The following is a 24,147-nucleotide window of genomic DNA, read 5'->3' on the forward strand; positions in this document are numbered from 1 at the left end:
GCTAGTTTTTTGTATGTTATTATTTCTTTTTAATTTTGCCTGTCCAAGATTTAAATCCACCTTGTAATTGGTAGAAATCTTTGTAGCCTTGTTTTTTTAAGTATTGCGCTGCACGACCTGTACGGAATCCGCTTTGGCAATATAAGTAAACAGGTTGATCTTGACGAAGTTCTTTATGGCGAAGGCGAATTTGTGATAACGGAATGTTACGTGCACCTAAAATATGCCCTGCGTTATATTCGTCTGCTTCACGAATATCGATAAGCTGTGCTTTACGGTAGCCAGCGCGAAATTCTTCTTCTGTAAGAGTTTTAATTAATTTTTTCTGATAGAAGTACATCCATACAGTGTAGCCGATAAATGCTACGATTACGGCTAATAAAATAATCCAAGTTGTTGACACGATTCTATCGCTCCCTTTTTTCTTATCCTACTTTCAATATTATAATGCCCATATGTATTTATGCAACAGATTCATTTGCATATAAGAAGAAATTTCGTATTCTTTCACAAATTTTGTCGAATTTGGTAGACTAGAGAATGTGAAAAATAATTGGTTATATGAGGTGCAGGATGGGAAAAGAAAAATGGTGTTATATTAACTCTGGTCAATGTTCACCGGCATTTAATATGGCGTTAGATGAATGTTTGTTAAATTGGCAAAGTGAAAAGAAAATGCCACCAACAATTCGTTTTTATGAATGGGAAGTACCAACATTAACAGTTGGATATTTTCAACGTGTTGAGAAAGATATTAATATGGATGTAGTTAACGAAAAAAAATATGGATTCGTTCGTCGTCAAACAGGCGGCAGGGGTGTACTACATGACAAAGAGTTAACGTATAGTGTTATTGTGTCTGAAGATCATCCGAATATGCCGAAAACAGTTACAGAAGCATATCGTGTTATTTCGCAAGGCTTATTAGATGGTTTTAAGGCATTAGGGTTAGAAGCATATTATGCAGTTCCAAAAACAGAAGCAGATCGTGAAAATTTGAAAAATCCACGTTCAGGTGTATGTTTTGATGCACCATCTTGGTATGAAATTGTAGTGGAAGGAAGAAAAATTGCTGGTAGTGCTCAAACACGTCAAAAAGGTGTTATTTTACAGCATGGATCGATTCCATTAGAAATTGATTTAGATGAACTATATGATCTATTTTTATTCCCAAATGAACGTGTGAAGGAACGTATGAAGAGTATGTTCTCTTCTAAAGCAGTAGCAATTAATGAATTAACAGACCGTACATTTACGATAGAACAGTTAATTAAAGCGTTTGAAGTTGGCTTTGAAAAAGGATTGGATGTAGAACTTGTTCCATATGAATTAACAGAAGAACAGTTACATGAAGTTCAAACGTTAGCGAAAGAAAAGTATGAAAGTAATGAGTGGAATTATAAAAAATAAGAGATGGCAATTGCCACCTCTTATTTTTTTATAGTAAATTAAGTACTTTTTCTACTTTGATTCCTTTATCTTGTAAAGAACGAAGGCGACTTACAACGTCCATAATTTCTTTGTCAAATGTAACGCTAATACCTTGGCTTTGTAGTTCTTCTTTTAAGCTTTCAATAGAATCATCTATGTCGATGCCAAGCTCGTAATCTTGACAAACTTCAATTGTCTTTTTCACGAGTTTCACATAATTTTCTTGTAGTTTTGTATTTGTTTCAGTCAAAGCAGATTGCTTCGGTTTTGCAGGCGCAACCGGTGCAGACTCTTGCTTTGTAACTGGAGTTGGTACTGCTTTTTTCACAGGTGCTGGAGTAGATAATTCCATAGCAGCTTCTACACTTACTGGCTTCGGTGTTGGTACCGGAGTAGGTTTAGGTGCTGCAGGTGTTTCTACTCGCGTAACAGGTTTTGGAGCAGGTGTAACTGCTTTTGGCGCTTCTACAACTACTTCTTTTTTCGGAGTAGCTTCTACAACAGTTTCTTCTTGCTCAGCAGCTTCTTTATTCTCTTTGCTCCACATAACGCGTTCAATTTCTAGAGAAACATTGTTTTTGTTCATCGCTGTTAATGTAACTTTACCAACTTCAGCGTTCCCAGTGAAATCAACAATTTTATAAATAACACTCTTGTTCCAATCCACGTTTCCGCTCAAAAATAATTCTTCGTTACATTTCGGCGTTAAGCCCTCGATTTTAATTTCTGCGTTTACACCGTTTTCACTATATACCATAATTAGCGAAGCATTTACATCTTCGTCTGCTAACATTAGTTCACGTACCATTTTGCCGGTGCGTACTTGCGTTTTCTTCTTAACTGACATCTAATTTCTCCTCTCAAAAATTCAGTAATAATAAAAAAATCGTATAACGAAAAATAATTGCTCACGAAGATTTATGATACCGATAATAAAAGCATCACGTCAACAATTAACTTTAATTATTTTGCATTTTTCTTATTTTCTTTATGAAATTTTTCAATTTGTAAAATTAGACAGAAGAAAAAACAGCCTTTTGAAGGGCTGTTAAAAATTTGATTTTTTATATAGTAATTTATATAAAATAAAAAATAAGATAGCGATTAAGGCATTTTGCCAAAAGGTTAGATGATAAATGAGATAAGGTTGTTTTTTAAAATAAATATTTAAGAATATAGCGGAACAAAACGGGATAGCAAATGCGAATCCAAATAGAATTCTTCTTTTCCAATTCACTTTCTGATCAAAGGAGTACCGCTTTAATAAATATAAAATAAATAGTATACCTAGTATAATTATTGAAACAGACGAAGTAGTTCCAAGGATACTAAAAGGTGGACTTATTATTTCGGTGTTCTTTTCAAAAAAGAAAATGAAAAGAGAAGCAATGGTGTCCATTCCAAACTGTATAGCGAGAAGTAAGCTAATAACAAAGCCGATTAAAGAAGTTTTTTCTAACATTGTTTGAACCGGCAAAGCCGATATGAGTTCATCACAATAAGATTGTAAGTCATCACCAAAAATGTCATAAGCATTTTTATTTTCTGTTTGTGCTTCGATGAGATGGTCTAATATTTCTAGTAATAGTTCTTCTACTTGTTGCTCTGGCACGTTAGATAAACGAAGATAAACTAACATATCGCTATAAGCAACTTCATTTTCAGGTGTTAGAAGCTCACGTTTTTTATTATTCAATTCAATCATGTCTTGTGCATTCATCCCTATCACTCCCCCTGTAATAAGTTATTTACCGTAGTTGAAACCATTCCCCAGCTTTGTTTAAATTCTTCAAGCTGCTCTAATCCTTTATCGGTTACGTGATAATATTTTCGTTTTGGACCGAGTGAGGAGGCTTTTAATGTTCCTTCAATCAATTTTTCTTTTTGCATACGTAACAATAACGGATATATGCTTCCTTCGCTTACGAATGTAAATCCGTGTTTATTTAATTTTGTGCTCAGTTCATATCCGTACACTTCTTCTTGTGAAATGATGTATAGGATGCAACCTTCTAGTACACCTTTTAACATTTGGCTGTGCATGATTTCACCACCTTTTACTCAGGTAACTTGCGTTGCAAGGTAGCTGTTATCCAAATTATAACATTCAGTAACTTGCAACGCAAGTTACTGAAGTGGAAAACTTTAATGCGTGTTAATTTTTTAACGTTTCCCATACTAACGAGAGGGAGGGAAGCACATGAAACCATTTATGCCAAAACTCGTTTACTTTGAACCAAAGGCACTTGAATATCCGCTTGGAAAAGAGCTTTATGAGAAGTTTACGAAGATGGGATTAGAAATTCGTGAAACGACATCACATAATCAAATTAGAAATTTGCCAGGAGAAAATGATTTGCAAAAGTATCGTAATGCAAAGGCTACACTTGTCGTTGGAGTAAGGAAGACGCTAAAGTTTGATACGTCAAAACCGTCAGCTGAATATGCAATTCCGCTCGCAACAGGGTGTATGGGACATTGTCATTATTGCTATTTGCAAACAACACTTGGGAGTAAGCCTTACGTTCGTGTGTATGTGAATCTTGATGAAATATTTGAGAAGGCAAAGCAATATATGGATGAAAGGGCACCTGAAATAACAAGATTTGAAGCAGCGTGTACATCAGACATTGTTGGGATTGATCATTTAACACATGCATTAAAGCGGGCGATTGAATTCATTGGAGAAAGTGAATATGGGCGCTTACGTTTCGTCACGAAATATTCGCACGTTGATCATTTATTAGATGCAAAGCATAATGGGAAAACTCGTTTCAGGTTTAGTATAAATTCACGATATGTAATTAAAAATTTTGAACCAGGGACATCGCCATTTGAGGAGCGAATTGAGGCGGCACGTAAAGTAGCAGGTGCAGGTTATCCACTTGGTTTTATAGTCGCGCCACTTTATATGCATGAAGGATGGGAAGAAGGATATCGTGAACTATTTGAGCGACTGTACAATGCGCTGAAAGATATGACGATACCAAATTTAACGTTTGAATTAATTCAGCATCGTTTTACGAAACCAGCGAAAAAGGTTATTCAAGAGCGTTATCCAAATACGAAGCTTGAAATGGATGAAGAGAAGCGAAAGTATAAATGGGGACGATATGGAATTGGGAAATATGTATATAAAAAAGATGATGCAGAAGTATTGGAGGAAACGATTCGAGGATATATTCATCACTTTTTTCCTGACGCAGAAATTCAATATTTTACATGAAAGGAACTTGTATTTGAATACAGGTTCTTTTCACTTTTGCAGATTTAGGCTCGTTTCCACCTTGTCACGTTATTCTTTCTGGTGTATCATTTTATTGATTGCTTCGTACGGAATAAGCAAAATGAAATTGGATGGAGGAAACCGATGCCTACCCCTAGTATGGAAGATTATATTGAACAAATTTATTTGTTGATTGATGAAAAGGGTTATGCCCGTGTATCTGATATTGCTGAAGCGCTTAGTGTACATCCATCCTCTGTAACAAAAATGGTACAAAAATTAGACAAAGACGAATATCTAATTTATGAAAAATATAGAGGGCTTGTATTAACATCAAAAGGTAAAAAAATCGGGGAACGTCTCGTATATCGACATGAATTGTTAGAACAGTTTATGCGCATTATCGGTGTGGATGAAAGTAAAATTTATAATGATGTAGAAGGAATTGAACATCATTTAAGTTGGGAATCAATTGACCGTATCGGTGATTTAGTACAATACTTTGAACAAGATGAGGTTCGAGTGGAAACACTTCGTGGTGTTCAAAAAGCAAATGAAGAGAAAAGTAATTAAGGGGAACGGATGGCGTTTCCTTTTTTATTTCAATTCGAAAAGGATGGGAGAATTATGAAAGCAATTATTTTTGATTTTGATGGATTAATTGTGGACACAGAAACGATATGGTTTCACTCTTTCAGAGATGCTGTTCGTGAATACGGCGGGGAACTACCTTTAGAGGAATTTGCGAAATGCATTGGAACAACAGATGAGGTACTTTATGCATATTTAAATGATCAATTAAAAGAGAAGTTTAACAAAAGTGTATTAAAAGAAAAAGTGGCAACTTTACATAAAGAGAAAATGAAAATACCAGAAGCTCGTGACGGGGTAAAAGAATATTTAGAAGAAGCGAAAGAAATGGGATTAAAAATCGCACTAGCTTCTAGTTCGTCTAGAGAATGGGTTATTCATTTTTTAGAAGAGCTACAGATTCGAGAATATTTTGAAGTAATTAAAACGAGAGAAGATGTTGAGAAGGTAAAACCAGATCCAGCTCTTTATCGAGTTGCAATAGAAGAATTAGGAATTAAGCCATCTGAAGCTGTTGTATTTGAAGATTCATTAAATGGATTGAGAGCAGCAGTTGCAGCGGGATTAACGTGCGTTGTTGTACCTAATGATGTGACACGGAATTTACCATTTAAAAATCATCATCTTCGAATTGAAAGTATGAGAGAGAAAAGTTTAAAAGAAGTGCTTCAAAGTATAAAAAAAGACCGTATTTCCTAAAAGGAAGCACGGTCTTTCTTTTTACTTTTTTTTCCTTCAATGACAGTTAAATGAGACTGTTTTCTTTTTCGTTTCAAAGTGGAAGAATTCCCTTTTTTACTTTTGTCATTAGAAGTATTTGACTTAAAGAAAGAATTGCCTAGGGGTGCTACATTTTGTTTCCCATGTTTGCGGTTCGATTGTTTTGCCGCACGCTTATATGAGCTTTGCGAATTTGCGGAACCACTGGAATTTGTAAACATCTTGTATAGCAAGTAAAAGATACCGACAACAAGTAACATGTACCCGATATTTCTTAATACACCCATGGGATTTGTAATAACAGATGAAACAAGGCCGAATATTGCCAATCCAATAATAAGCACAAATATAGCGAAAGTAAACGAACGACCGTTCATAAGGGACACCTCCTAAAAACGTATATTAAAATTAGTATATTAACGATGAGGAAAGGAGTTGAACACCATTTTTAAATAATTATTGTTTGTTCTCTAAACGTAATAATTCTTCAAACGATGCAATTGCTACTTCCACTTGGTCATCTGTTGGTTCTTTCGTTGTTAATAGTTGTAGCCATAACCCAGGATATCCAAGTACGCGTAATACGGGAATATCTCTTAATCGATTTGTAAATTGCAATACTTCAAAAGAAATACCAAGTACAACTGGAATTAATAAAATTCGGTTTATAACTCGTGCCCAAAGAGGATCTGTAGGGACTAGGAAATAAACGAACATTCCAATAATGACTGTAAATATAATAAAGCTACTGCCGCATCTATAATGGAGGCGAGTTTGCTTTTGAACGTTTTCTACAGTCAGAGGAAGGTTATTCTCATAAGCATTGATTACCTTATGCTCTGCACCGTGATACTGAAATACCCGCTTAATAAGTGGGGTTAAAGAAATAAAGTATATATAGCTCAATAATAGCATGAGCTTAATGACACTTTCGACAATGATTTGCCCAGTATGAGATGGGAAAATCGGTCTCGTTAATTCAGCTAATAGTGCAGGAACTGCTGTGAAGATGACTTTACCGAATATGAAAGATAAAACGCCAACAGCTGCAACTCCTAATACCATCGTTAATTTTGATTGTTCTTCTTTTTTATTTGCAATTTGTTCATCATCTTCTGGGTGGACGTCAAATCGTTCTGAAGCGAAGTTTAAATGCTTTGCTCCATTCGCACTTGCATCCACAATAGCGGCAATACCTCGTAAAAATGGAATTTTTTTTAGGATAGATAATACTTTATTACGAACGCGTGGTAATCGATAAAATTCAATCGATTTATCTTTACGACGAACCGCTGTAACAGTATATTCTCTACCGCCAAACATAACTCCTTCTATGACCGCTTGCCCGCCATATATTTGTTTTGACTCTTCTGCCATGTTAACACCAACCTGTATTTGTTTCTCTCTTATGTAGAAAAAGAGGCAATTGTCATACTGGGTTCTGTCGTTTTGAAATAAGACAATCACCGAGTTTCCTTTATTTTATCGGCAAATACAAGTAGATGACAAGGGAAAATGTTATGAGAGTCGGACATTTCTTATTCTTTTTATAGACAAATTTCGCAGGATTTAAACATGCTTCAAAATAGTTTCGGGCATACTATTGAGCGGAGGTGTCGATGTGAGTCAAGAACAATTAGGAACAAGGAATTTTGTACAAATCGGTTTGTTTGGTGGAATCTTTTGGGGCGGGATATGGTATTTCCTTCATATATTTTCATTCACGGAGGCGGGACCGAATTATTTCCTTTTACCATTTGCGTTTGGAAGTTGGAAGGAAGGTGTATGGGGGAATGTGTCAGGAATAGTTTGTATGGGACTTCTTTCAATTTTGATTGCCTTTTTGTATAAAGCATTTTTTGCGAAGTTTGAAGGGATTATTGCGGGAATTATTTATGGATTATTTTGGTGGGCATTACTGTTTTTGGGGATGGGTTTAATGGCTCCTGTTATTAAAAGTGCGCTCCATTTACCAAAAGAGACAATTGTAACGACAATATGTATTTTTATATTGTATGGTGTGTTTATAGCATATTCTGTTTCTTACGCAGTAAATAGCAATAAAGTAGAGCAAGAAGGGCAAGAGAAGACGAACTATTCAAATAAGTAACTCCTATGTTAAAATATTGTATAGATATTTAATATTAAGGAGTTTTAAGAATATGAAAAAGTTACTCCTCGTAAACGGTCCTAACCTAAATCGCCTCGGTGTTCGTGAGGTAAATGTATATGGAAAGGGCACGCTAGCGACACTTGAAGCAGATATGAAGCAAGAAGCGGAAACAATGGGAGTGGAGTTAGAATGTTTCCAATCGAATCATGAAGGTGCCATTATCGACATTATTCATGAAGCGGAAGATATATATGAAGGGATCATTTTAAATCCGGGAGCATTTACGCATTATAGCTATGCGATTCGTGATGCCATTGCGAGCATTTCGATTCCTGTTATTGAAGTACATATTTCTAACATTCATCAGCGTGAATCGTTCCGTCACGAATCTGTGACGGCAGCTGTTTGTGCAGGACAAATTGTTGGATTTGGTTTTTATGGCTATAAGTTAGCGTTATTTGCATTAATGGAGAAATTGAGGGAGGCATAAAGTAATGGAGAAAATTGAAAGATTACGAAGTGCATTTGGTGAGGCTGGCATTGACGGTATTTTGTTAACAAATGAACATAGTCGTAGATATATGGCTAACTTCACAGGAACAGCAGGTGTAGTTCTTATTTCAAAAGATCGTGCGCAATTTATTACAGATTTCCGTTACGTCGAGCAGGCAAGTAAACAAGCGGTTGGATATGAGATTGTACAGCACGCAGGATTAATCATTGATGAAGTGGCAAAGCAAGTGAAAGAGCTTGGAATTCAAAAGCTTGGTTTTGAGCAAGATACTCTTACATATAGTTCTTATTCAGCGCATAAGGAAGCGATTGATGCTGAATTTATCCCAACTTCTGGACTTGTAGAAAAGTTACGCTTGATAAAGACTGATTCAGAGATTAAGATATTAAAGGAAGCTGCACAGATTGCAGATGCTGCCTTTGAGCATATTCTATCATTCATTCGCCCGGGAGTATCTGAAATTGAAGTGTCAAATGAACTTGAATTTTTCATGAGAAAACAAGGAGCAACATCTTCTTCGTTTGATATTATCGTTGCTTCAGGTCTTCGTTCGGCATTACCGCACGGCGTGGCATCTGAAAAAGTGATAGAAACAGGAGATTTCGTTACATTAGACTTCGGCGCTTATTACAAAGGATATTGCTCTGATATTACTCGTACGATTGCAGTCGGTGAACCATCTGATAAATTAAAAGAAATTTATAATATCGTTTTAGAAGCACAACTACGTGGTGTGAACGGTATTAAAGCTGGTTTAACAGGTCGCGAGGCTGATGCGCTAACGCGTGATTACATAACGGAAAAAGGATATGGTGAATACTTTGGACACTCTACTGGTCATGGAATAGGTCTTGAAATCCATGAAGCACCAGGTTTAGCGTTCCGTTCTGATACAGTACTTGAACCCGGTATGGCTGTAACAGTAGAACCAGGTATTTATATTCCAGGTATTGGCGGCGTACGTATTGAAGATGATATCATTGTGACAAGTGAAGGTAATGAAGTAATTACGAAATCACCAAAAGAACTTATTATTTTGTAATACACAGGAGGATTTTTTTACATGATTTCAGTAAACGATTTTCGTACAGGTTTAACAATTTCAGTGGACAATGCCCTTTGGCAAGTACTTGATTTCCAACACGTAAAGCCAGGTAAAGGTGCTGCATTCGTTCGTTCTAAACTACGTAACATTCGCACAGGATCTGTTCAGGAGAAAACATTCCGTGCAGGTGAGAAAGTAGAAAAAGCACACATCGAAAACCGTCGTATGCAATACTTATACGCAAGTGGTGAGGCTCACGTATTTATGGATAACGGAACTTATGAGCAAATCGAGCTTGGTGAAAACCAAATCGAGCGCGAGCTTAAATTCCTAAAAGAAAACATGGAAGTAGCAATCATGACTTACCAAGGCGAAGTACTTGGTGTTGAACTTCCGAATACAGTTGAATTAAAAGTGTCAGAAACAGAGCCTGGTATTAAAGGTGATACTGCTTCTAACGTAACAAAACCAGCTACATTAGAAACTGGTCTTGTTGTACAAGTACCAATCTTCATTAACGAAGGCGAAATGCTTATCATCAACACTGGTGAAGGTAAATACGTTTCTCGTGCATAGTAGAAAAGCACTCGTGATAATTCACGAGTGCTTTTTTTATAGGAAATAGGGTAGATAGTAAATAGCTGTTATAATAAAACTGACTAAAACAAGTGAAAGAGTACCCATAATAGATGGAGTCAAAATAATTTGAAATGGTTTTATTTCGCCAGTCTCAACACCAGTTAATGTTTTACTTATTGCGTGATCTGTAATGTTATTTCTATGGTTACTCATAATAATTAACCACATAATTGCAAATATTGCTAAACTACCAAGGAAAAATGTCTCTATAAATGACCAACCGACCAATAAGGAAAAAAGATAAATAAGAGCTAATTCTACTACAACGGTTAAACTAATTTTCAATGTCTTCATATTTTTCCCCCTCATTCTGTAATCTCAACCAGTTTAAAAAATTTTCACGTGACACGACATGCAAAGAGCAAGTTGACTTTACTTCTTTCTCTAGTGCAGCGTATTCGTCTGGAAACTTGTTTTCCATATGCAATGAAATATAAGGTAGTTTTTCTTGTGCTTTTAACGAGCGGGTATTATTCGTTTTAGCACCAGCAAATACGTAGGAAAGTTGTAAGTCTAAAAAGGCGATTTTAAAGATTTCTTTTTTAGCAGCCTTGTTATAGCCTTTTCCCCAGTACGGATAGCCGAGCCAACTACCAATGTGAGATTGCTTCTTCTCATCATTAATATGTTTAAGTGTGGTGAGGCCAATTATTTCATTCTCTTCATTCACAATCATTCTCGATAAGGATTTCTTTTGATGTTCTTCTTCTATTGCGAAAAGAAGAAATGCTTTTGTGTCTTCGATGTTTTCTACCGTTATCCCTAATGCATTTTTTATATGTGGATCACTTGATAGCTCGAAAATCACATTTGTATAGCGTAAATCGAGTGGTAATAAAGTAACGTGCTGCATGGTTTATACCCCTTTTAAACTAAATGTACCATAATATACCATAAAATAATATGAATATTCAGATTCTAATTCGGGCTTTAGAGAAAAATTATGTTTTTACTTCTGAAATAGACAACCTCTGCATATGGTTGTACAAATATATTCTTTTTAAGAATACGAAGTTAGTAACTGTTACGGGAGAAGGTGGAAGAATGAAACAGTGGCTAGCGGCAATGGAAACATCCGTGCTTGTTATGGGAGCACTTCGATTATTTTCAGGTAGTGCGGAGATATTTGCTGCTTTGCTTATGCTTTATGTGAATGATGCGAAGAAAGCGTTGTTTATAAATGGTATGTTAGCGTTTGTTGGACCTACCGTATTAATTTTAACAATGACAATTGGGATAGCGAGTGTAGCAAGTGAAATTTCTTTCTTGAAGCTCTTTTTTCTAGCGCTTGGAATTTGCTGTATTTTTATCGCATTACTGAAATAGTAAGTCGAGTATAGTGGGGAGAAGCCGATGAAAGAGGTATTAGAAGTTTTACCAAAAACGATGAAGTATTTAATTGAAGAATGTAAACAATACGATGCTTTAGAGGAAATTCGTGTTCGAATTGGAAGACCGCTAGAGTGTATTGCACACGGAAAGGTGTTTTTTTATGACTATATCACTACTGCAGAGGATGCTATTTACTTACTGAATAAGTTAAGTCAATTCTCAATTTATACGATGGAAGAGGAATTAAAACGTGGGTATGTGACACTTCGCGGGGGGCATAGAATCGGATTAGCGGGAAAAGTCATTACAGAAAAAAGCGCAGTGAAAATGATTCGTGATGTCTCTTCCTTTAATATTCGTATTGCTCGTCAAAAAATAGGGATTGCTGAACCTCTTTTGCCATATTTGTATGAAAAAAGATGGTTAAACACGATGGTAATTGGCCCTCCGCAAACGGGAAAAACGACACTTTTAAGAGATGTAGCTCGTTGCATGAGTCAAGGAGTAAGTGCTTCGGAAATTCCTTCTTGTAAAGTGGGGATCGTTGATGAACGGTCAGAAATTGCTGGCTGTGTGAAAGGGATCCCGCAATATGATTTTGGTACCCGAGTCGATGTGTTAGACGCGTGTCCAAAGGCAGAAGGAATGATGATGATGATTCGTTCTATGAGTCCTGATATTTTGATCGTAGATGAAATTGGCCGTAAAGAAGATAGTGAAGCAATTATGGAGGCAGTGCATGCAGGTGTTCAGCTTTTTATAAGTGCACACGGATTTTCCTATGAGGATGTTGTGAGACGTCCATCGCTAAAGGCAGTGCTAGAGCTTGGTATATTTGATAGGTTTGTGGAGTTGTCAAAAGCGAGGGGTCCAGGAACGGTTATGCAGGTGAAAGATAAATATGGAAAACCAGTGCTATCAAGTAGAAAGGCTGAGGGCGTATGGTGAAAATATTCGGTGCAGTGTTAATCGTTGCGGTCAGCACCTTTTTCGGGTTTTCATACGCTAAAAGATATAGTGAGAGGCCGAGGCAACTTAGATTATTAAAATCAGCACTTCAATCATTAGAAGCAGAAATTATGTATGGACACACACCTTTATCTGAGGCTGCCGAGCGATTAGTTAAACAAATGCCAAAGCCATTAAATTGGATATTTCAAAGTTTCGCCAGAAGACTACAAAGCGGGGAACAAACAGTAAGAGAAGCGTGGATAGATAGTTTGAAAGAGAACTGGAAGTTAACCGCATTTCAACAAACTGAGTATGAAATACTGCAGCAATTTGGTGAAACGCTCGGGCAACATGATCGTGAATCACAACAAAAACATATTCGCTTATGTATTACACATTTGGAGAGAGAAGAAGGAGAAGCGAAAGCGCTACAACTGCAATACGAAAAAATGATTAAGAGCTTAGGGGTACTAGCAGGGCTACTTATTGTAATTTTACTGCTATAGGGGGGGAGAAAGGCGATGTCCATTGATGTTGGATTAATATTTCAAATCGCCGGAATCGGCATTGTTTTAGCTTTCATTCATACTGTACTAAAAGAATTAAAGCGGGAGGATATTGCAAATTGGGTTATCCTTGTCGGTTTTGTCGTCATTTTATTTCATGTTGCATTTTTAATTAACACGCTATTTGACAAGATTAAAAGTGTCTTTCTCTTCCAGTAAAGGAGGCGGTTCGAATCGAAATTATACAAATTGTCGGATTAGGCCTCGTTGCTACGTTTTTAGCTGCTGTTTTGAATCAGCATAAATCTAGTATTACATCTTTATTTATTGTGTTCGTAGGTAGCGTGATGTTTCTTATTTTAATCGATCAAATTCATTCTATTTTACAAATGATTGAGAGAGTAGCAAGTGAAGCGAAGGTTAGTAACGTCTACGTGGAAACGTTACTAAAGATTATTGGAATTGCTTATATTGCTGAGTTTGGAGCCCAAATTACAAAAGATGCTGGTCAAGGTGCCATCGCTTCGAAAATTGAACTTGCTGGGAAAATCTTAATTCTCGTTATGGCGATTCCTATTTTGACGGTTGTAATTGAAACTATTCTCGGATTTTTACCGACGGGATAAGGGGGAGTGAATGTTGAGGAGGTTTGGAGCTAAGCTGCTATTTGCTTGCTTCCTTTTCTTTTCTTTACCGGTTGTTGTACAAGCTTCTCCTGTAGAAACAAACGTCGTTGATCAACAATTGGATAAGCTCGGAATTGAAGATGTGAAGCAATTTTGGGACGGGCTTGTTACAAAATATGGAGGCTATTTGCCAGAGAGTCAAAAAGGGAGCTTTATGGAGTTTGTAAAGGGAGAAAAAGAATTCTCTCTAAAAGAGTGGATGATAGGGTTATTAAAATATTTATTTCATGAGCTTGCTGCTAATGGAAAACTGCTTGGCACACTTATTATGCTCACAATCTTTAGTGCATTGTTGCAATCACTGCAATCCGCTTTTTCAAAAAGTAGCGTAAGTAAAATTGCTGATGCTGTTGTGTATATGGTACTTATTATTTTTGCTTTAAATAGTTTTTATGTCGTTATGACATATGCAAGAGAAACGATACAAACAATGGTAGATTTCATATTAGCGTTATTGCCAATTTTGCTGGCGCTTATAGCAACTGGGGGCGGGGTTGTATCTGTATCATTTTTTCATCCGGTTATCATTTTCTTAATGAATACGAGTGGGCTTCTTATGAATTATATCGTTCTACCACTTTTATTACTGGCAACGATATTAAGTATTGTAAGTACAATGAGTGATCAATATAAAGTGACGAAATTATCCAAGCTTCTGCAAAACGTTAGCGTAGGGATTATCGGTGTCTTTTTAACAATTTTTTTAGGAGTATTATCTGTACAAGGGACAGCAACAGCTGTTGCTGATGGAATAGCTGTGAAAACTGCTAAATTTGTAACAGGAAACTTCATTCCAGTAGTTGGAAGGATGTTTACAGAAGCGGCAGATACTGTTATTAGCGCATCAGGATTATTGAAAAACACAGTCGGAATTATTGGGCTCGTCATTTTATGCTTAATTGTTGCTTTTCCAGCGATTCAAATTTTCTGTATTGCATTTATTTATAAATTCGCAGCAGCAGTATTGCAACCGGTTGGCGGCGGAGCAATTATTCAATGTTTAGACATTATTGGACGAAGCATCATTTACGTATTTGCTTGCTTAGCTATCGTATCATTTATGTTCTTTTTAAGTATTACAATTATTATTGCTGCGGGGAATATTACACTTATGATGCGGTAGGAGGTGAAGAGTATGCAATTTGTTACAGAGTGGATCAGAAATATTATCGTTTTTTTGCTCTTAGCAACAATGCTTCATCTTATTCTTCCAAATTCGAATTTGCAAAAATACGTTAAATTCGTTGTAAGTCTTTTGTTAGTCGTATTAATTTTAACGCCCCTTTTTAAACTATTGCAGACAGATGTAAATGAAGTAATTGCAAATTTTAATGAAGAAAAGTACGTAGCAGAAGGATCTGTAAAAAATTCAATAGATTCGAAGAAAAAAGAAATACAAGCTCTAACACGTGCATATAGTTTAGAAGAGATGGCTACCAAAATGAAAAAAGAAGTAGGAAAAGAGTTTGAGAAAAAGTATGGTATGACTGTCTCTGAGATACAAATAGTCGCAGCAGAAAATACAGAAGAAGTAAAGTCAGCGAAAGATATTCAATCTGTTGTTGTGACGTTGAAAGAAAAAGAACGTAGTAAAAATGATGCAATCGAAACAGTAAAGCCAATTGAAATTAACACGAAAGAGCCGCCAAAAAAAGTGGAAGAAACGAATGTAGAAATGAAAGATTTCTTTTCAAGCAGGTGGCAACTAGAGGGTAAACAAATCCAAGTTCAAATGGAAGGGAGGACAGGTAGAGTAAATGGACAATAAAGATAAAAATTCGAAGTTCTCATTTTTTCGAAACTTATTGAATGGGGATCAAAAAGAAAGCAACGAGAAGGGTAAAAAGGTAACACCTAAGTTTTTACTTGTCCTACTCATACTTGGAATTTTGCTTATGTTTTCTAGTAGTCTCTTTTCAAGTAAAAAAGAAGAAGTACCTGTATTTAAAGAACAAAAAACTCAAAATCAAGAAAAAGACGTACCAACTTTCGGACAAAAAAGTAATGATAGTATGTCAAATGTAGAAAAATATGAAAAAGCGTATGAACAAGAATTAAAAACTGCTTTAGAAGAAATAGCAGGAGTAAAAGACGTAACGATTAAAGTGAATTTAGATTCATCTGAAGAAAAAATTTTAGAAAAAAATACAGTGAAACGCTCACAAACAACAGGTGAAACAGATAAAACAGGCGGTAAGAGAGAAGTAGAGGACGAGTCTCTTGATGAAAAGACTGTCATTATACGTGAAGGGGATAAGGAAACTCCTGTTGTTTTACGAACAGAGAAGCCGAAAGTACGTGGTGTTCTTGTCGTAGCAAAGGGAGTGGATAATATACAAGTTAAAGCAATGGTAAAAGAAGCTGTGATAAGGCTGCTAGATGTACCGGCCCATCGCGTTTCAGTTTCACCGAAAAATTGATAGGGAGGAAATAAAGTGTTAAAAAAACAAACAGTTTGGTTATTAACGATGTTAAGTTTAGTTGTTGTACTATCTGTGTATTACGTGACAACTCCTGACAAAATGAATACAGCATCGCCGGCAACAGGTGAAAAGATTGGACAAGAAAAACAAGGTACTGATAAAGCAGTAACAAACGAAGCGCCTAAAGAAACTCCGAAAAAAGAAAATACAAGTAAGGAAACAACAAATAAAGAAACAGACAAAAAAGAAAATGCAAAAAAAGAAACAAGTAAAAAAGAGGGCAATGTATCAGTTCAATCAAGTGATGAGAATTTCACAGCTTTACGTATGCAAATGGAAGATCAGCGTAGTGAAGCGAAAGCAAAATTACAAGAAGTGATGAGTTCAACAAAAGCTTCAGCAACAGAAAAGAATAAAGCAAAAGAAAATTTTGATGCCATTACGACAATGGAAACGAAGCAAGAATTACTTGAGACAGTAATTAAATCTCAAGGAGGATATCCAGATGCTCTTGTAAGAGCTGATGGTACTGACATTAGAGTAACGGTTAAAGCGGCAAAACATTCACAGAAAGAAGCAAATAAAATTATTCAACTTGTAAGAAGTGAAGGCGGATCAAAAGATGTAGGTGTGAAATTTGATCCACCAGCGAAATAAGTGAAACTTTAATCCGCAGGGATTTCCCTGCGGATTATTATCTTTTACTAAGCCAAGGGTATGCAAATAGTAAAATAGAGTATGTAAGTAAACGTGTGAATAGAAAAAAGCTATCATTTTCGATAGCTTTTTTCTATTTCGTCTTTGTAGTTATTTTTACTATGTTCAACTCGGAATGGAGAAACACGTTGCGAGTAAAAGATTAATGGTTCATGGTACTGATGATTACTTTTTCCGGATTTGACGTGGATGCAAAGAACACATGCCCAAACGATTACAGCAGGTAAAAAGAGAATGAGCCATATCATATTTCCACACCTCGACACAATATATTTTCTACACTTTGAACATACTATTCTTATATGAAGGAATGATGAACGGCGTGTAAACAAAAAAATAATATTTGGTAAAAATATGTTATTGACTATAGGTGTAGTGAAGAGTGGAGAGGGAATGGCATGTTTGCTGTGTAACGTTTTGCTAAAGTAGTGAATGTTTTTTAAGAAGTGGTCTTGCCAATTTCATGTGAAACTTGGTATTATTACTAGGTATTAAATTTTTATTGGAATAATATTTTTACAGGAGTTTCGATTTATTATAAAGAAATATAAATTGGAATGTTTAAAAAATTTATCGTAAGATGGAAATAGTAAATATTTCTATTAGTTAATGAAATATATTTTCTAATAGAATACATCGTATTTTTACAGTCAATCTAGTTTTCGTGACGAGAATCTGTAAAAACGGGACAAACAAGAGTATGGGAGTGGATTTTACATGTTTAAAATTCAAGAAGTTCGTGAATTAATTAAATTAATTGATAGCTCTAATATTGATGAATTTGAATACAAAAAAGACGGTACAACAATCAAAATGAAAAAGCGTGGTAATGAAGTTGTTGCTGTGCAAGCACCTGCAGCAAAACAAGCTATGCAACCAGTAGCGCCTGTTGAAGTTGAAACGACAGTAGCAGCAGCACAAGCAGAAGCGCCAAAACAAGAAGAAAATAAAACTGTTCAAGATGAAAACCTACATAAAATCACATCACCGATGGTAGGTACATTCTATTCTTCTTCTTCACCTGATACACCTCCATATGTAAGTGTTGGGGATAGAGTATCGAAAGATTCTATCGTATGTATTGTCGAGGCTATGAAGTTATTTAACGAAATTGATGCTGATGTAGAGGGTGAAATTGTTGAAATTCTTGTTAATAACGGACAGCTTGTTGAGTATGGACAACCGCTATTTCTTGTAAAAGCGTAATAAGGGAGTCTTTGTGATGATAAAAAAAGTATTAATAGCCAATCGTGGGGAAATTGCTGTACGAATTATTCGTGCTTGTAAAGAAATGGATATTGAAACAGTTGCAATTTATTCAGAAGCAGATAAAGAGTCACTTCACGTACAGATTGCAGACGAGGCGTATTGTGTAGGACCAACGATTTCGAAAGAAAGCTATTTAAATTTGACGAATATTATTAGCGTTGCGAAGTTAACAGGCTGCGATGCTATTCATCCGGGATACGGATTTTTAGCAGAGAATGCAGATTTCGCAGAGTTATGCCGTGAATGTAACTTGATTTTTATTGGTCCAAGTCCAGAAGCTATTTCAAAGATGGGCACAAAAGACGTTGCTCGTGATACAATGAAAGAAGCAGGGGTTCCGATTGTACCAGGTTCACAAGGAATTATTAAAAATACCGAAGAAGCGATCGAGCTTGCTAATCAAATTGGATATCCAGTTATTATTAAAGCGACTGCAGGTGGCGGCGGAAAAGGTATTCGTGTTGCACGCCATGAAGAAGAGCTTATAAAAGGAATTCAAATTACACAGCAAGAAGCTAGTACCGCTTTTGGGAACCCTGGTGTATACTTAGAAAAGTACGTTGAAGATTTCCGCCATGTTGAGATTCAAATAATGGCAGATACACACGGAAATGCCATTCATTTAGGAGAGCGTGATTGTACAATTCAGCGCCGTTTGCAAAAACTATTAGAAGAAAGTCCATCACCTGCACTTGATGAAGATATTCGCAAGCAGATGGGTGAAGCGGCAGTTAAAGCGGCGGTAGCGGTTGATTATACAGGTGCTGGTACGGTTGAGTTTATTTATGAATATAAAACGAAAACCTTTTATTTCATGGAGATGAATACGAGAATTCAGGTTGAGCATCCGGTTACTGAAATGGTAACGGGAATGGACTTAATTAAAGAACAAATTCTTGTTGCTTCAGGAGAAAAGTTATCGTTACAGCAAGAAGAAGTACAATTTAATGGTTGGGCAATTGAATGTCGAATTAATGCGGAAAACCCTGCCAAAAAATTTATGCCATCTCCAGGTAAAGTAGAAATGTACTTACCACCAGGAGGATTTGGTATTCGCGTCGATTCAGCTGTATATCCGGGATATTCAATCCCACCTTTCTATGATTCGATGGTTGCTAAATTAATTGTTCACGGAAAAACACGTGAAGAGGCAATTGCAAAAATGAAGCGCGCACTTAGTGAATTTGTCATTGAAGGCGTACATACAACAATCCCGTTCCATTTGCAATTGCTAGATCATCCTGATTTTGTAAAAGGTGAGTTTAATACGAAATTTTTGGAAGAGCATGAACTTGTGACGCAGTGATACATTAAAGGAGGTTTTTTTCATGGCTGAACATATGTTAGATATGGGTCAAGATACAACTCTTGGTAAAGTAGAAATTGCACCAGAAGTAATTGAAGTAATTGCAGGTATTGCAGCTGCTGAAGTAGAAGGTGTAGCGGCAATGCGCGGTAATTTTGCTACAGATGTTGTTGAGAAGTTAGGTAAGAAAAATCATGGTAAAGGTGTAAAGGTTGAATTAGCAAACGAAGATATTATCGTTGACCTTTATGTTGTAATGTATTTTGGTGTAGCAATTCCAGTTGTTGCACAAAAGATTCAAGACAATATTCGCCAAGCACTCTTTACGATGACAGGACTTGAGCCAAAAGAAGTGAATGTTCACATCGTTGGCGTAACATTCGAAACACAAAAAACAGAAATCGAACCAGTGTAAGAATGAAAAGGTGCCTAGTAACATAGGCATCTTTTTTATCGTTTCATTTCTTCACAAATTACAAACCTCTAATTATTATACTATTTCAAAAAATAAGAAATAAACAAGAAAATGTGTCGTTTTTCCAAAAAACGTACATTGTGATAAGATATGGAACTTGAAGTTAATCTTTTTATTATTTTTCAGCCTTGTAACCCGTGTGTGAAACGATAAATTGTGTTATTATCATTGTATTATAAGGTTGGAAAATCAATGAAAACTGTAAGAGTAAGTGAATTGACGGCTTATAAATTATAATAATATAACAAAGTATAAGGAAAGACTTGAAGCATAAAGGAGAGTTACAATGAAACGTAGGACGGCTAGAGAAAGAGCAATGCAAGCATTATACCAAATGGATATTACAGGTGAATTAGAACCGAAAGTAGCAGTGGAAAACACGCTAGATGAAGGCGAAGAAACAAATGAGTTTCTAGAGTCACTTGTAGTAGGTTTTGTAGAAAATAAAGAAGCAATCGATGAAGCGATTCGTCAAAACTTAAAAAAGTGGAAGCTTGAGCGTATTAGCATTGTTGATCGCAGTATTTTACGTGTAGCTGTGTATGAAATGAAATACATGGAAGAAATTCCACACAACGTAACAATTAACGAAGCAATTGAAATTGCCAAAACATTTGGGGATGAGGAATCTCGTCGTTTTATTAACGGCGTTTTATCTAATATAAAAGATACACTGTAAATTCTTTAAGGGGGAATCTTAAAATGGTAGCAGTAATCATCAAAGGAAATGAAGTTGCGGAGAAAAAACGAGCACAATTAACAGAAGAAGTTGTGAAGTTGAAAGAGCAAGGTATTGTACCAGGATTAGCAGTTATTTTAGTTGGAGAAGATCCAGCATCTCGTTCTTATGTGAAAGGAAAAGAAAAAGGCTGTGAACAAGTAGGGATTTACTCAGAGCTAATTGAACTTCCTGAAACAATTACTGAGGAACGTTTGCTTGCTGAAATCGATCGCTTAAATGGCGATGACCGTATTAATGGCATATTAGTGCAATTACCTTTACCAAAACATATTGAAGAAAAAGCTATCATTGAAAGAATTTCACCAGAAAAGGATGTAGACGGATTTCACCCAATCAGCGTGGGACGTATGATGACGGGACAAGATACATTCCTTCCATGTACACCGCATGGTATTGTAGAATTAGTAAAAGAAACAAATCTTGATATTTCTGGAAAACATGTAGTAGTAATTGGAAGAAGTAATATTGTCGGTAAACCAGTGGGGCAATTGTTTTTAAATGAAAATGCAACTGTCACATATTGTCATTCTAAGACGCAAAATATGAAAGAGTTATCGAAGTTAGCTGATATTTTAATCGTAGCTGTTGGACGACCTAAAATGATAACAGCGGATTATATTAAAGAAGGAGCGGTTGTAATTGACGTTGGTGTTAACCGTTTAGAAACAGGAAAACTTTGTGGTGATGTTGACTTTGACAACGTGTTAGATGTTGCGGGTTACATTACACCTGTGCCAAAGGGTGTTGGTCCAATGACAATCACAATGCTTCTTCATAATACTGTTGAATCTGCCAAACGTGCAGGTGTCGTTTGTAAATAATTTGAGTCGGCTATGAGGAGAGAGAAATGGAGAAGCAATATTTAACCGTTACAGCGTTAACACGCTATATAAAAACAAAAATAGAATATGATCCGCATTTGCAGTCTGTTTGGTTAAAAGGTGAAATTTCCAACTTTAAAAATCATAGCCGTGGCCACATGTATTTTACATTGAAAGATGAAAATGCAAGAATCGCAGCGGTTATGTTTGCGGGTCATAATCGTAATATTAAATTCAAACCTGAAAATGGGATGAAGGTACTCGTGAAAGGGAAAATCTCTGTTTACGAGGCGAGTGGTTCTTATCAAATTTATATTCAAGACATGCAGCCTGACGGAGTCGGAAATTTACATTTAGCGTACGAACAGTTAAAAGTTCGCTTAGAAGAAGAAGGACTTTTTTCTCAAGTTTATAAAAAAGCAATTCCTCCTTACGCTAAAACAATAGGTGTGATTACGTCGCCAACAGGAGCAGCGATTCGTGATATTATAACAACGATTAAACGTCGTTATCCAATTGGGAATGTTATTGTATTTCCGGTACTTGTACAAGGGGAGTCAGCGGCTCCCTCGATTGTACAAGCGATTCGTACAGCGAATGAAATGGGAGAGATAGATGTACTAATCGTTGGTCGTGGTGGAGGTTCTATTGAGGAATTATGGGCTTTCAATGAGGAAATGGTTGCAAGAGCAATCTTTAAGAGTGAAATTCCTATTATTTCGGCAGTAGGCCATGAAACGGATTTTACAATCGCAGATTTTGTTGCAGATTTACGCGCGCCAACACCGACTGCAGCAGCTGAGCTAGCAGCACCTAATATTATAGAGTTACAAGAAAAGGTATTACAAAGAACTCTGAGATTGCAAAGAGCAATGAAAGAGTTAGTACATAAAAAAGAAGAAAAACTACAAGTGTTGCAAAAATCGTATGCGTTCCGTTATCCAAGACAAGTATATGAGCAAAAGGAAGAGCAATTAGATAGAGCGCTAGAACAGCTTGTTTTAGCGAAAGAGCGCTATATTGATAAAAAGGTGAATCAGTTAAAGCAACTTTCATTTTATTTAGAGAAGCACCACCCATCTCAAAAAATTATTCAAACGAAGGTAGCTGTTGAAACGTTGCAAAAGCAATTACAACGTGAAATGCAAACGTTACTTCAAACGAAAGAATTTGCCTTTGTAAGAGCTGCTCAAAAACTTGAAGCGTTAAGTCCGCTTAAAGTAATGATGAGAGGGTACGGGCTTGTATATGATGAAGAGAAGCAAGTGTTAAAAAGTGTGAAAGATGTAAGCCTTGGAGATGCTGTTTCAGTTCAATTACAAGATGGAATACTAGATTGTAGCGTATCAGGCATAGAGGAGCGTGAATTGAATAATGGAAAATAAATTAAGCTTTGAAGAGGCAATTTCGCAACTTGAGCATCTTGTTTCTAAGCTAGAACAAGGTGACGTACCTTTAGAAGAAGCGATTTCTTATTTTAAAGAGGGTATGGAATTATCTAAGCTTTGTGATGAGAAGTTGAAGAATGTACAAGAACAAATGGCAGTTATTCTTGGGGAAGATGGAGAGCTTGAACCGTTTACTGCTTTAGGAGATGAAGCATAGTGACGATTGCTTTTGATACTTTTTTGAAGGAAAGTAAAACTTTCGTAGAAGAGAAACTTGTAAGCTATGCAAATGAATTACAATGTCCAAATGTACTTCGTGAAGCGATGGCATATTCTTTAGAAGCGGGTGGAAAACGTCTCCGCCCGTTACTTTTGTTTGCAACATTACAAGCGTTTGGGAAAGAAAGAAATCTTGGAGTAGGTGCAGCTTGTGCTCTTGAAATGATTCATACATATTCGTTAGTTCATGACGATTTACCTTGTATGGATGATGATGATTTAAGAAGAGGAAAGCCCACAAATCACAAAGTATTTGGTGAAGCGATGGCAGTTTTAGCAGGAGATGGCTTATTGACGTATGCTTTTCAAGTTATTATGGCATATGAGCAAAAAGAAATTTCTGCAGAAAAAAAAGTAAGACTTGTACTTGAACTTGCAAAAGCAGCAGGACCAGAAGGAATGGTTGGCGGACAAGTGGCAGATATGGAAGCTGAAGGGAAACGCCTTACGATTGATGAATTGGAGTACATCCATAAACATAAGACCGGAAAACTGCTTGAATTTGCTGTACTTGCGGGTGCGATACTTTCTGATGCGACAGAAGAGCAAGAAGAAAAGTTGCTTGCGTTTGCTAAATATATCGGTCTAGCTTTCCAAATTCGAGACGATATTTTAGATGTCGAAGGCACCGAAGAAGAGATTGGAAAACCGATTGGTAGCGATCTTTCTAATGAAAAGAGCACATATACGACGTTGTTTACTGTAGATAGAGCAAAGGATATTTTAGAAGAAACAATTGCAGAAGCAAAAGGTGCAATTAGCTCCTTGCAATTACAAGATGAATATTTACTATCTATTTGCGATTTGATTGCAAAACGTAATAACTAATATAACAGCGTTTTCATTTGTTGAGTCATTCATCATTTTATGATATAAATGTAGGAAAAGGTTTTTCTTTTCTTGTTATTGGCAAAAATATATGTAGATTACATTGCCGTTATCACTTCGTGTTAGCGGCTATTTTTTTCATCGC

Annotated in this window: 34 protein-coding genes; 25 read left to right on the plus strand and 9 right to left on the minus strand. The window is 36.2% G+C overall.

Features of this window, described 5'->3' with window-relative positions; genetic code table 11:
- Window positions 1-19 precede the first annotated feature (19 nt).
- Window positions 20-403 carry a rhodanese-like domain-containing protein gene (locus H6481_RS01075; protein ID WP_000108653.1) on the minus strand — a complete coding sequence of 128 codons (384 nt, stop codon included), beginning with the start codon at window positions 401-403 and terminating at the stop codon, window positions 20-22.
- Between the two features lie 170 nt (window positions 404-573).
- On the opposite strand from H6481_RS01075, the gene H6481_RS01080 reads away from it, so the two are divergent.
- Window positions 574-1,410, plus strand: a complete 837-nt coding sequence (locus H6481_RS01080) for a biotin/lipoate A/B protein ligase family protein (protein ID WP_000514081.1) — start codon at window positions 574-576, stop codon at window positions 1,408-1,410.
- A gap of 28 nt (window positions 1,411-1,438) precedes the next feature.
- Here the strand turns inward: H6481_RS01080 and H6481_RS01085 are convergent, their stop codons facing one another.
- From H6481_RS01085 to H6481_RS01095, 3 genes are all read right to left on the minus strand, one after another.
- Window positions 1,439-2,278: a hypothetical protein gene (locus H6481_RS01085; RefSeq protein WP_053563664.1), complete on the minus strand. Its 840-nt coding sequence runs from the start codon at window positions 2,276-2,278 to the stop codon at window positions 1,439-1,441.
- A gap of 201 nt (window positions 2,279-2,479) precedes the next feature.
- Window positions 2,480-3,151, minus strand: coding sequence for a DUF1129 family protein (locus H6481_RS01090; RefSeq protein ID WP_069356190.1), 672 nt, complete (start codon window positions 3,149-3,151; stop codon window positions 2,480-2,482).
- A 5-nt stretch (window positions 3,152-3,156) separates the two neighbouring features.
- A complete protein-coding gene (locus tag H6481_RS01095; RefSeq protein WP_000556083.1) occupies window positions 3,157-3,474 on the minus strand; it encodes a PadR family transcriptional regulator in 318 nt (105 codons plus the stop codon).
- Window positions 3,475-3,631: 157 nt separating this feature from the next.
- On the opposite strand from H6481_RS01095, the gene splB reads away from it, so the two are divergent.
- The 3 genes from splB (at window position 3,632) to H6481_RS01110 (ending at window position 5,947) form a co-directional block, all read left to right on the plus strand.
- The gene (gene splB / locus H6481_RS01100) at window positions 3,632-4,657 is read left to right on the plus strand and encodes a spore photoproduct lyase (protein WP_065485176.1); all 1,026 of its coding nucleotides are present in this window, start codon (window positions 3,632-3,634) and stop codon (window positions 4,655-4,657) included.
- A 144-nt stretch (window positions 4,658-4,801) separates the two neighbouring features.
- A complete protein-coding gene (gene mntR / locus H6481_RS01105) occupies window positions 4,802-5,230 on the plus strand; it encodes a transcriptional regulator MntR (RefSeq protein WP_001143080.1) in 429 nt (142 codons plus the stop codon).
- Window positions 5,231-5,284: 54 nt separating this feature from the next.
- Window positions 5,285-5,947: an HAD family hydrolase gene (locus H6481_RS01110; protein WP_053565474.1), complete on the plus strand. Its 663-nt coding sequence runs from the start codon at window positions 5,285-5,287 to the stop codon at window positions 5,945-5,947.
- Here the strand turns inward: H6481_RS01110 and H6481_RS01115 are convergent.
- Both H6481_RS01115 and H6481_RS01120 read right to left on the minus strand, forming a co-directional pair.
- A complete protein-coding gene (locus H6481_RS01115; protein ID WP_001014463.1) occupies window positions 5,944-6,345 on the minus strand; it encodes an SA1362 family protein in 402 nt (133 codons plus the stop codon). The two genes, H6481_RS01110 and H6481_RS01115, sit on opposite strands and share 4 nt — an antisense overlap.
- Before the next feature lie 79 nt (window positions 6,346-6,424).
- Complete coding sequence (locus H6481_RS01120) at window positions 6,425-7,345, minus strand: DUF1385 domain-containing protein (protein ID WP_000807120.1); 921 nt, start codon at window positions 7,343-7,345, stop codon at window positions 6,425-6,427.
- Between the two features lie 244 nt (window positions 7,346-7,589).
- Here H6481_RS01120 and H6481_RS01125 point away from each other — a divergent pair, with 244 nt between their 5' ends.
- From H6481_RS01125 to efp, 4 genes are read left to right on the plus strand one after another with little or no spacing between them, the layout of a single operon-like run.
- Window positions 7,590-8,078 (plus strand): YqhR family membrane protein, encoded by a 489-nt coding sequence (locus H6481_RS01125; RefSeq protein WP_000076885.1) that lies wholly within the window; start codon window positions 7,590-7,592, stop codon window positions 8,076-8,078.
- A 52-nt stretch (window positions 8,079-8,130) separates the two neighbouring features.
- Window positions 8,131-8,571, plus strand: coding sequence for a type II 3-dehydroquinate dehydratase (aroQ, locus tag H6481_RS01130; RefSeq protein WP_000735140.1), 441 nt, complete (start codon window positions 8,131-8,133; stop codon window positions 8,569-8,571).
- A 4-nt stretch (window positions 8,572-8,575) separates the two neighbouring features.
- Window positions 8,576-9,637, plus strand: coding sequence for a Xaa-Pro dipeptidase (gene pepQ, locus H6481_RS01135; RefSeq protein ID WP_000411057.1), 1,062 nt, complete (start codon window positions 8,576-8,578; stop codon window positions 9,635-9,637).
- Between the two features lie 21 nt (window positions 9,638-9,658).
- Entirely contained in the window at window positions 9,659-10,216 is a 558-nt protein-coding gene (efp, locus tag H6481_RS01140; RefSeq protein ID WP_016080316.1) for an elongation factor P, read from the plus strand.
- 36 nt (window positions 10,217-10,252) lie between these two features.
- On the opposite strand, the gene H6481_RS01145 is transcribed toward efp, so the two are convergent.
- Both H6481_RS01145 and H6481_RS01150 read right to left on the minus strand, forming a co-directional pair.
- Window positions 10,253-10,573 carry a hypothetical protein gene (locus tag H6481_RS01145; protein WP_071729671.1) on the minus strand — a complete coding sequence of 107 codons (321 nt, stop codon included), beginning with the start codon at window positions 10,571-10,573 and terminating at the stop codon, window positions 10,253-10,255.
- Window positions 10,554-11,132 (minus strand): GNAT family N-acetyltransferase, encoded by a 579-nt coding sequence (locus H6481_RS01150; RefSeq protein ID WP_182810941.1) that lies wholly within the window; start codon window positions 11,130-11,132, stop codon window positions 10,554-10,556. Before H6481_RS01150 ends, H6481_RS01145 begins: the two co-directional genes overlap by 20 nt.
- A 191-nt stretch (window positions 11,133-11,323) precedes the next feature.
- Here H6481_RS01150 and H6481_RS01155 point away from each other — a divergent pair, with 191 nt between their 5' ends.
- The 9 genes from H6481_RS01155 to H6481_RS01195 are packed head-to-tail and all read left to right on the plus strand — an operon-like array spanning window position 11,324 to window position 16,834.
- Complete coding sequence (locus tag H6481_RS01155; RefSeq protein WP_000816050.1) at window positions 11,324-11,605, plus strand: YqhV family protein; 282 nt, start codon at window positions 11,324-11,326, stop codon at window positions 11,603-11,605.
- A gap of 27 nt (window positions 11,606-11,632) precedes the next feature.
- A complete protein-coding gene (spoIIIAA, locus tag H6481_RS01160; protein WP_000665907.1) occupies window positions 11,633-12,559 on the plus strand; it encodes a stage III sporulation protein AA in 927 nt (308 codons plus the stop codon).
- Window positions 12,553-13,068 (plus strand): stage III sporulation protein SpoIIIAB, encoded by a 516-nt coding sequence (gene spoIIIAB, locus H6481_RS01165; RefSeq protein ID WP_000238703.1) that lies wholly within the window; start codon window positions 12,553-12,555, stop codon window positions 13,066-13,068. The genes spoIIIAA and spoIIIAB overlap by 7 nt, the downstream gene beginning before the upstream one ends.
- A gap of 15 nt (window positions 13,069-13,083) precedes the next feature.
- Window positions 13,084-13,287, plus strand: a complete 204-nt coding sequence (gene spoIIIAC, locus H6481_RS01170; RefSeq protein WP_000020914.1) for a stage III sporulation protein AC — start codon at window positions 13,084-13,086, stop codon at window positions 13,285-13,287.
- A 23-nt stretch (window positions 13,288-13,310) separates the two neighbouring features.
- Window positions 13,311-13,694: a stage III sporulation protein AD gene (spoIIIAD, locus tag H6481_RS01175; protein ID WP_077393170.1), complete on the plus strand. Its 384-nt coding sequence runs from the start codon at window positions 13,311-13,313 to the stop codon at window positions 13,692-13,694.
- A gap of 10 nt (window positions 13,695-13,704) precedes the next feature.
- Window positions 13,705-14,877 carry a stage III sporulation protein AE gene (gene spoIIIAE, locus H6481_RS01180; RefSeq protein WP_000946113.1) on the plus strand — a complete coding sequence of 391 codons (1,173 nt, stop codon included), beginning with the start codon at window positions 13,705-13,707 and terminating at the stop codon, window positions 14,875-14,877.
- Window positions 14,878-14,889: 12 nt separating this feature from the next.
- Window positions 14,890-15,522 carry a stage III sporulation protein AF gene (gene spoIIIAF / locus H6481_RS01185; protein ID WP_001161037.1) on the plus strand — a complete coding sequence of 211 codons (633 nt, stop codon included), beginning with the start codon at window positions 14,890-14,892 and terminating at the stop codon, window positions 15,520-15,522.
- Window positions 15,512-16,174 (plus strand): stage III sporulation protein AG, encoded by a 663-nt coding sequence (gene spoIIIAG, locus H6481_RS01190; RefSeq protein WP_000368890.1) that lies wholly within the window; start codon window positions 15,512-15,514, stop codon window positions 16,172-16,174. The genes spoIIIAF and spoIIIAG overlap by 11 nt, the downstream gene beginning before the upstream one ends.
- 15 nt (window positions 16,175-16,189) lie before the next feature.
- Window positions 16,190-16,834: a SpoIIIAH-like family protein gene (locus H6481_RS01195; protein WP_065485172.1), complete on the plus strand. Its 645-nt coding sequence runs from the start codon at window positions 16,190-16,192 to the stop codon at window positions 16,832-16,834.
- A 113-nt stretch (window positions 16,835-16,947) separates the two neighbouring features.
- On the opposite strand, the gene H6481_RS01200 is transcribed toward H6481_RS01195, so the two are convergent.
- Entirely contained in the window at window positions 16,948-17,142 is a 195-nt protein-coding gene (locus tag H6481_RS01200) for a hypothetical protein (RefSeq protein WP_002000935.1), read from the minus strand.
- Window positions 17,143-17,611: 469 nt separating this feature from the next.
- Between H6481_RS01200 and accB the strand changes: the two genes are divergently transcribed.
- From accB to ispA, 8 genes are all read left to right on the plus strand, one after another.
- Complete coding sequence (accB, locus tag H6481_RS01205) at window positions 17,612-18,100, plus strand: acetyl-CoA carboxylase biotin carboxyl carrier protein (RefSeq protein WP_000472864.1); 489 nt, start codon at window positions 17,612-17,614, stop codon at window positions 18,098-18,100.
- Window positions 18,101-18,116: 16 nt separating this feature from the next.
- Window positions 18,117-19,469 carry an acetyl-CoA carboxylase biotin carboxylase subunit gene (gene accC / locus H6481_RS01210; RefSeq protein ID WP_000592870.1) on the plus strand — a complete coding sequence of 451 codons (1,353 nt, stop codon included), beginning with the start codon at window positions 18,117-18,119 and terminating at the stop codon, window positions 19,467-19,469.
- A gap of 22 nt (window positions 19,470-19,491) precedes the next feature.
- On the plus strand, window positions 19,492-19,884 hold the full coding sequence (locus H6481_RS01215) for an Asp23/Gls24 family envelope stress response protein (RefSeq protein WP_000807630.1): 393 nt from the start codon (window positions 19,492-19,494) through the stop codon (window positions 19,882-19,884).
- A 346-nt stretch (window positions 19,885-20,230) separates the two neighbouring features.
- On the plus strand, window positions 20,231-20,623 hold the full coding sequence (nusB, locus tag H6481_RS01220) for a N utilization substance protein NusB (protein ID WP_000830247.1): 393 nt from the start codon (window positions 20,231-20,233) through the stop codon (window positions 20,621-20,623).
- Between the two features lie 23 nt (window positions 20,624-20,646).
- Entirely contained in the window at window positions 20,647-21,507 is an 861-nt protein-coding gene (folD, locus tag H6481_RS01225) for a bifunctional methylenetetrahydrofolate dehydrogenase/methenyltetrahydrofolate cyclohydrolase FolD (RefSeq protein ID WP_000226732.1), read from the plus strand.
- A 26-nt stretch (window positions 21,508-21,533) separates the two neighbouring features.
- Window positions 21,534-22,892 (plus strand): exodeoxyribonuclease VII large subunit, encoded by a 1,359-nt coding sequence (xseA, locus tag H6481_RS01230; RefSeq protein ID WP_000415244.1) that lies wholly within the window; start codon window positions 21,534-21,536, stop codon window positions 22,890-22,892.
- A complete protein-coding gene (xseB, locus tag H6481_RS01235) occupies window positions 22,882-23,112 on the plus strand; it encodes an exodeoxyribonuclease VII small subunit (protein ID WP_000428423.1) in 231 nt (76 codons plus the stop codon). The genes xseA and xseB overlap by 11 nt, the downstream gene beginning before the upstream one ends.
- Complete coding sequence (gene ispA, locus H6481_RS01240) at window positions 23,112-24,002, plus strand: (2E,6E)-farnesyl diphosphate synthase (RefSeq protein WP_071729675.1); 891 nt, start codon at window positions 23,112-23,114, stop codon at window positions 24,000-24,002. The genes xseB and ispA overlap by 1 nt, the downstream gene beginning before the upstream one ends.
- Window positions 24,003-24,147: the final 145 nt, after the last annotated feature.

Source organism: Bacillus sp. ME78, assembly GCF_903970865.1.
Classification (GTDB): domain Bacteria; phylum Bacillota; class Bacilli; order Bacillales; family Bacillaceae_G; genus Bacillus_A; species Bacillus_A cereus.

Coding starts and splice junctions, on each gene's coding strand:
- H6481_RS01080 (WP_000514081.1), top strand. CDS start 574: ATGGGAAAAGAAAAATGGTGTTATATTAACTCTGGTCAATGTTCACCG.
- H6481_RS01085 (WP_053563664.1), bottom strand. CDS start 2,278: ATGTCAGTTAAGAAGAAAACGCAAGTACGCACCGGCAAAATGGTACGT.
- H6481_RS01090 (WP_069356190.1), bottom strand. CDS start 3,151: ATGAATGCACAAGACATGATTGAATTGAATAATAAAAAACGTGAGCTT.
- H6481_RS01095 (WP_000556083.1), bottom strand. CDS start 3,474: ATGCACAGCCAAATGTTAAAAGGTGTACTAGAAGGTTGCATCCTATAC.
- splB (WP_065485176.1), top strand. CDS start 3,632: ATGAAACCATTTATGCCAAAACTCGTTTACTTTGAACCAAAGGCACTT.
- mntR (WP_001143080.1), top strand. CDS start 4,802: ATGCCTACCCCTAGTATGGAAGATTATATTGAACAAATTTATTTGTTG.
- H6481_RS01110 (WP_053565474.1), top strand. CDS start 5,285: ATGAAAGCAATTATTTTTGATTTTGATGGATTAATTGTGGACACAGAA.
- H6481_RS01115 (WP_001014463.1), bottom strand. CDS start 6,345: ATGAACGGTCGTTCGTTTACTTTCGCTATATTTGTGCTTATTATTGGA.
- H6481_RS01120 (WP_000807120.1), bottom strand. CDS start 7,345: ATGGCAGAAGAGTCAAAACAAATATATGGCGGGCAAGCGGTCATAGAA.
- aroQ (WP_000735140.1), top strand. CDS start 8,131: ATGAAAAAGTTACTCCTCGTAAACGGTCCTAACCTAAATCGCCTCGGT.
- pepQ (WP_000411057.1), top strand. CDS start 8,576: ATGGAGAAAATTGAAAGATTACGAAGTGCATTTGGTGAGGCTGGCATT.
- efp (WP_016080316.1), top strand. CDS start 9,659: ATGATTTCAGTAAACGATTTTCGTACAGGTTTAACAATTTCAGTGGAC.
- H6481_RS01145 (WP_071729671.1), bottom strand. CDS start 10,573: ATGAAGACATTGAAAATTAGTTTAACCGTTGTAGTAGAATTAGCTCTT.
- H6481_RS01150 (WP_182810941.1), bottom strand. CDS start 11,132: ATGCAGCACGTTACTTTATTACCACTCGATTTACGCTATACAAATGTG.
- H6481_RS01155 (WP_000816050.1), top strand. CDS start 11,324: ATGAAACAGTGGCTAGCGGCAATGGAAACATCCGTGCTTGTTATGGGA.
- spoIIIAA (WP_000665907.1), top strand. CDS start 11,633: ATGAAAGAGGTATTAGAAGTTTTACCAAAAACGATGAAGTATTTAATT.
- spoIIIAB (WP_000238703.1), top strand. CDS start 12,553: ATGGTGAAAATATTCGGTGCAGTGTTAATCGTTGCGGTCAGCACCTTT.
- spoIIIAC (WP_000020914.1), top strand. CDS start 13,084: ATGTCCATTGATGTTGGATTAATATTTCAAATCGCCGGAATCGGCATT.
- spoIIIAE (WP_000946113.1), top strand. CDS start 13,705: ATGTTGAGGAGGTTTGGAGCTAAGCTGCTATTTGCTTGCTTCCTTTTC.
- spoIIIAF (WP_001161037.1), top strand. CDS start 14,890: ATGCAATTTGTTACAGAGTGGATCAGAAATATTATCGTTTTTTTGCTC.
- spoIIIAG (WP_000368890.1), top strand. CDS start 15,512: ATGGACAATAAAGATAAAAATTCGAAGTTCTCATTTTTTCGAAACTTA.
- H6481_RS01200 (WP_002000935.1), bottom strand. CDS start 17,142: ATGATATGGCTCATTCTCTTTTTACCTGCTGTAATCGTTTGGGCATGT.
- accB (WP_000472864.1), top strand. CDS start 17,612: ATGTTTAAAATTCAAGAAGTTCGTGAATTAATTAAATTAATTGATAGC.
- accC (WP_000592870.1), top strand. CDS start 18,117: ATGATAAAAAAAGTATTAATAGCCAATCGTGGGGAAATTGCTGTACGA.
- H6481_RS01215 (WP_000807630.1), top strand. CDS start 19,492: ATGGCTGAACATATGTTAGATATGGGTCAAGATACAACTCTTGGTAAA.
- nusB (WP_000830247.1), top strand. CDS start 20,231: ATGAAACGTAGGACGGCTAGAGAAAGAGCAATGCAAGCATTATACCAA.
- folD (WP_000226732.1), top strand. CDS start 20,647: ATGGTAGCAGTAATCATCAAAGGAAATGAAGTTGCGGAGAAAAAACGA.
- xseA (WP_000415244.1), top strand. CDS start 21,534: ATGGAGAAGCAATATTTAACCGTTACAGCGTTAACACGCTATATAAAA.
- xseB (WP_000428423.1), top strand. CDS start 22,882: ATGGAAAATAAATTAAGCTTTGAAGAGGCAATTTCGCAACTTGAGCAT.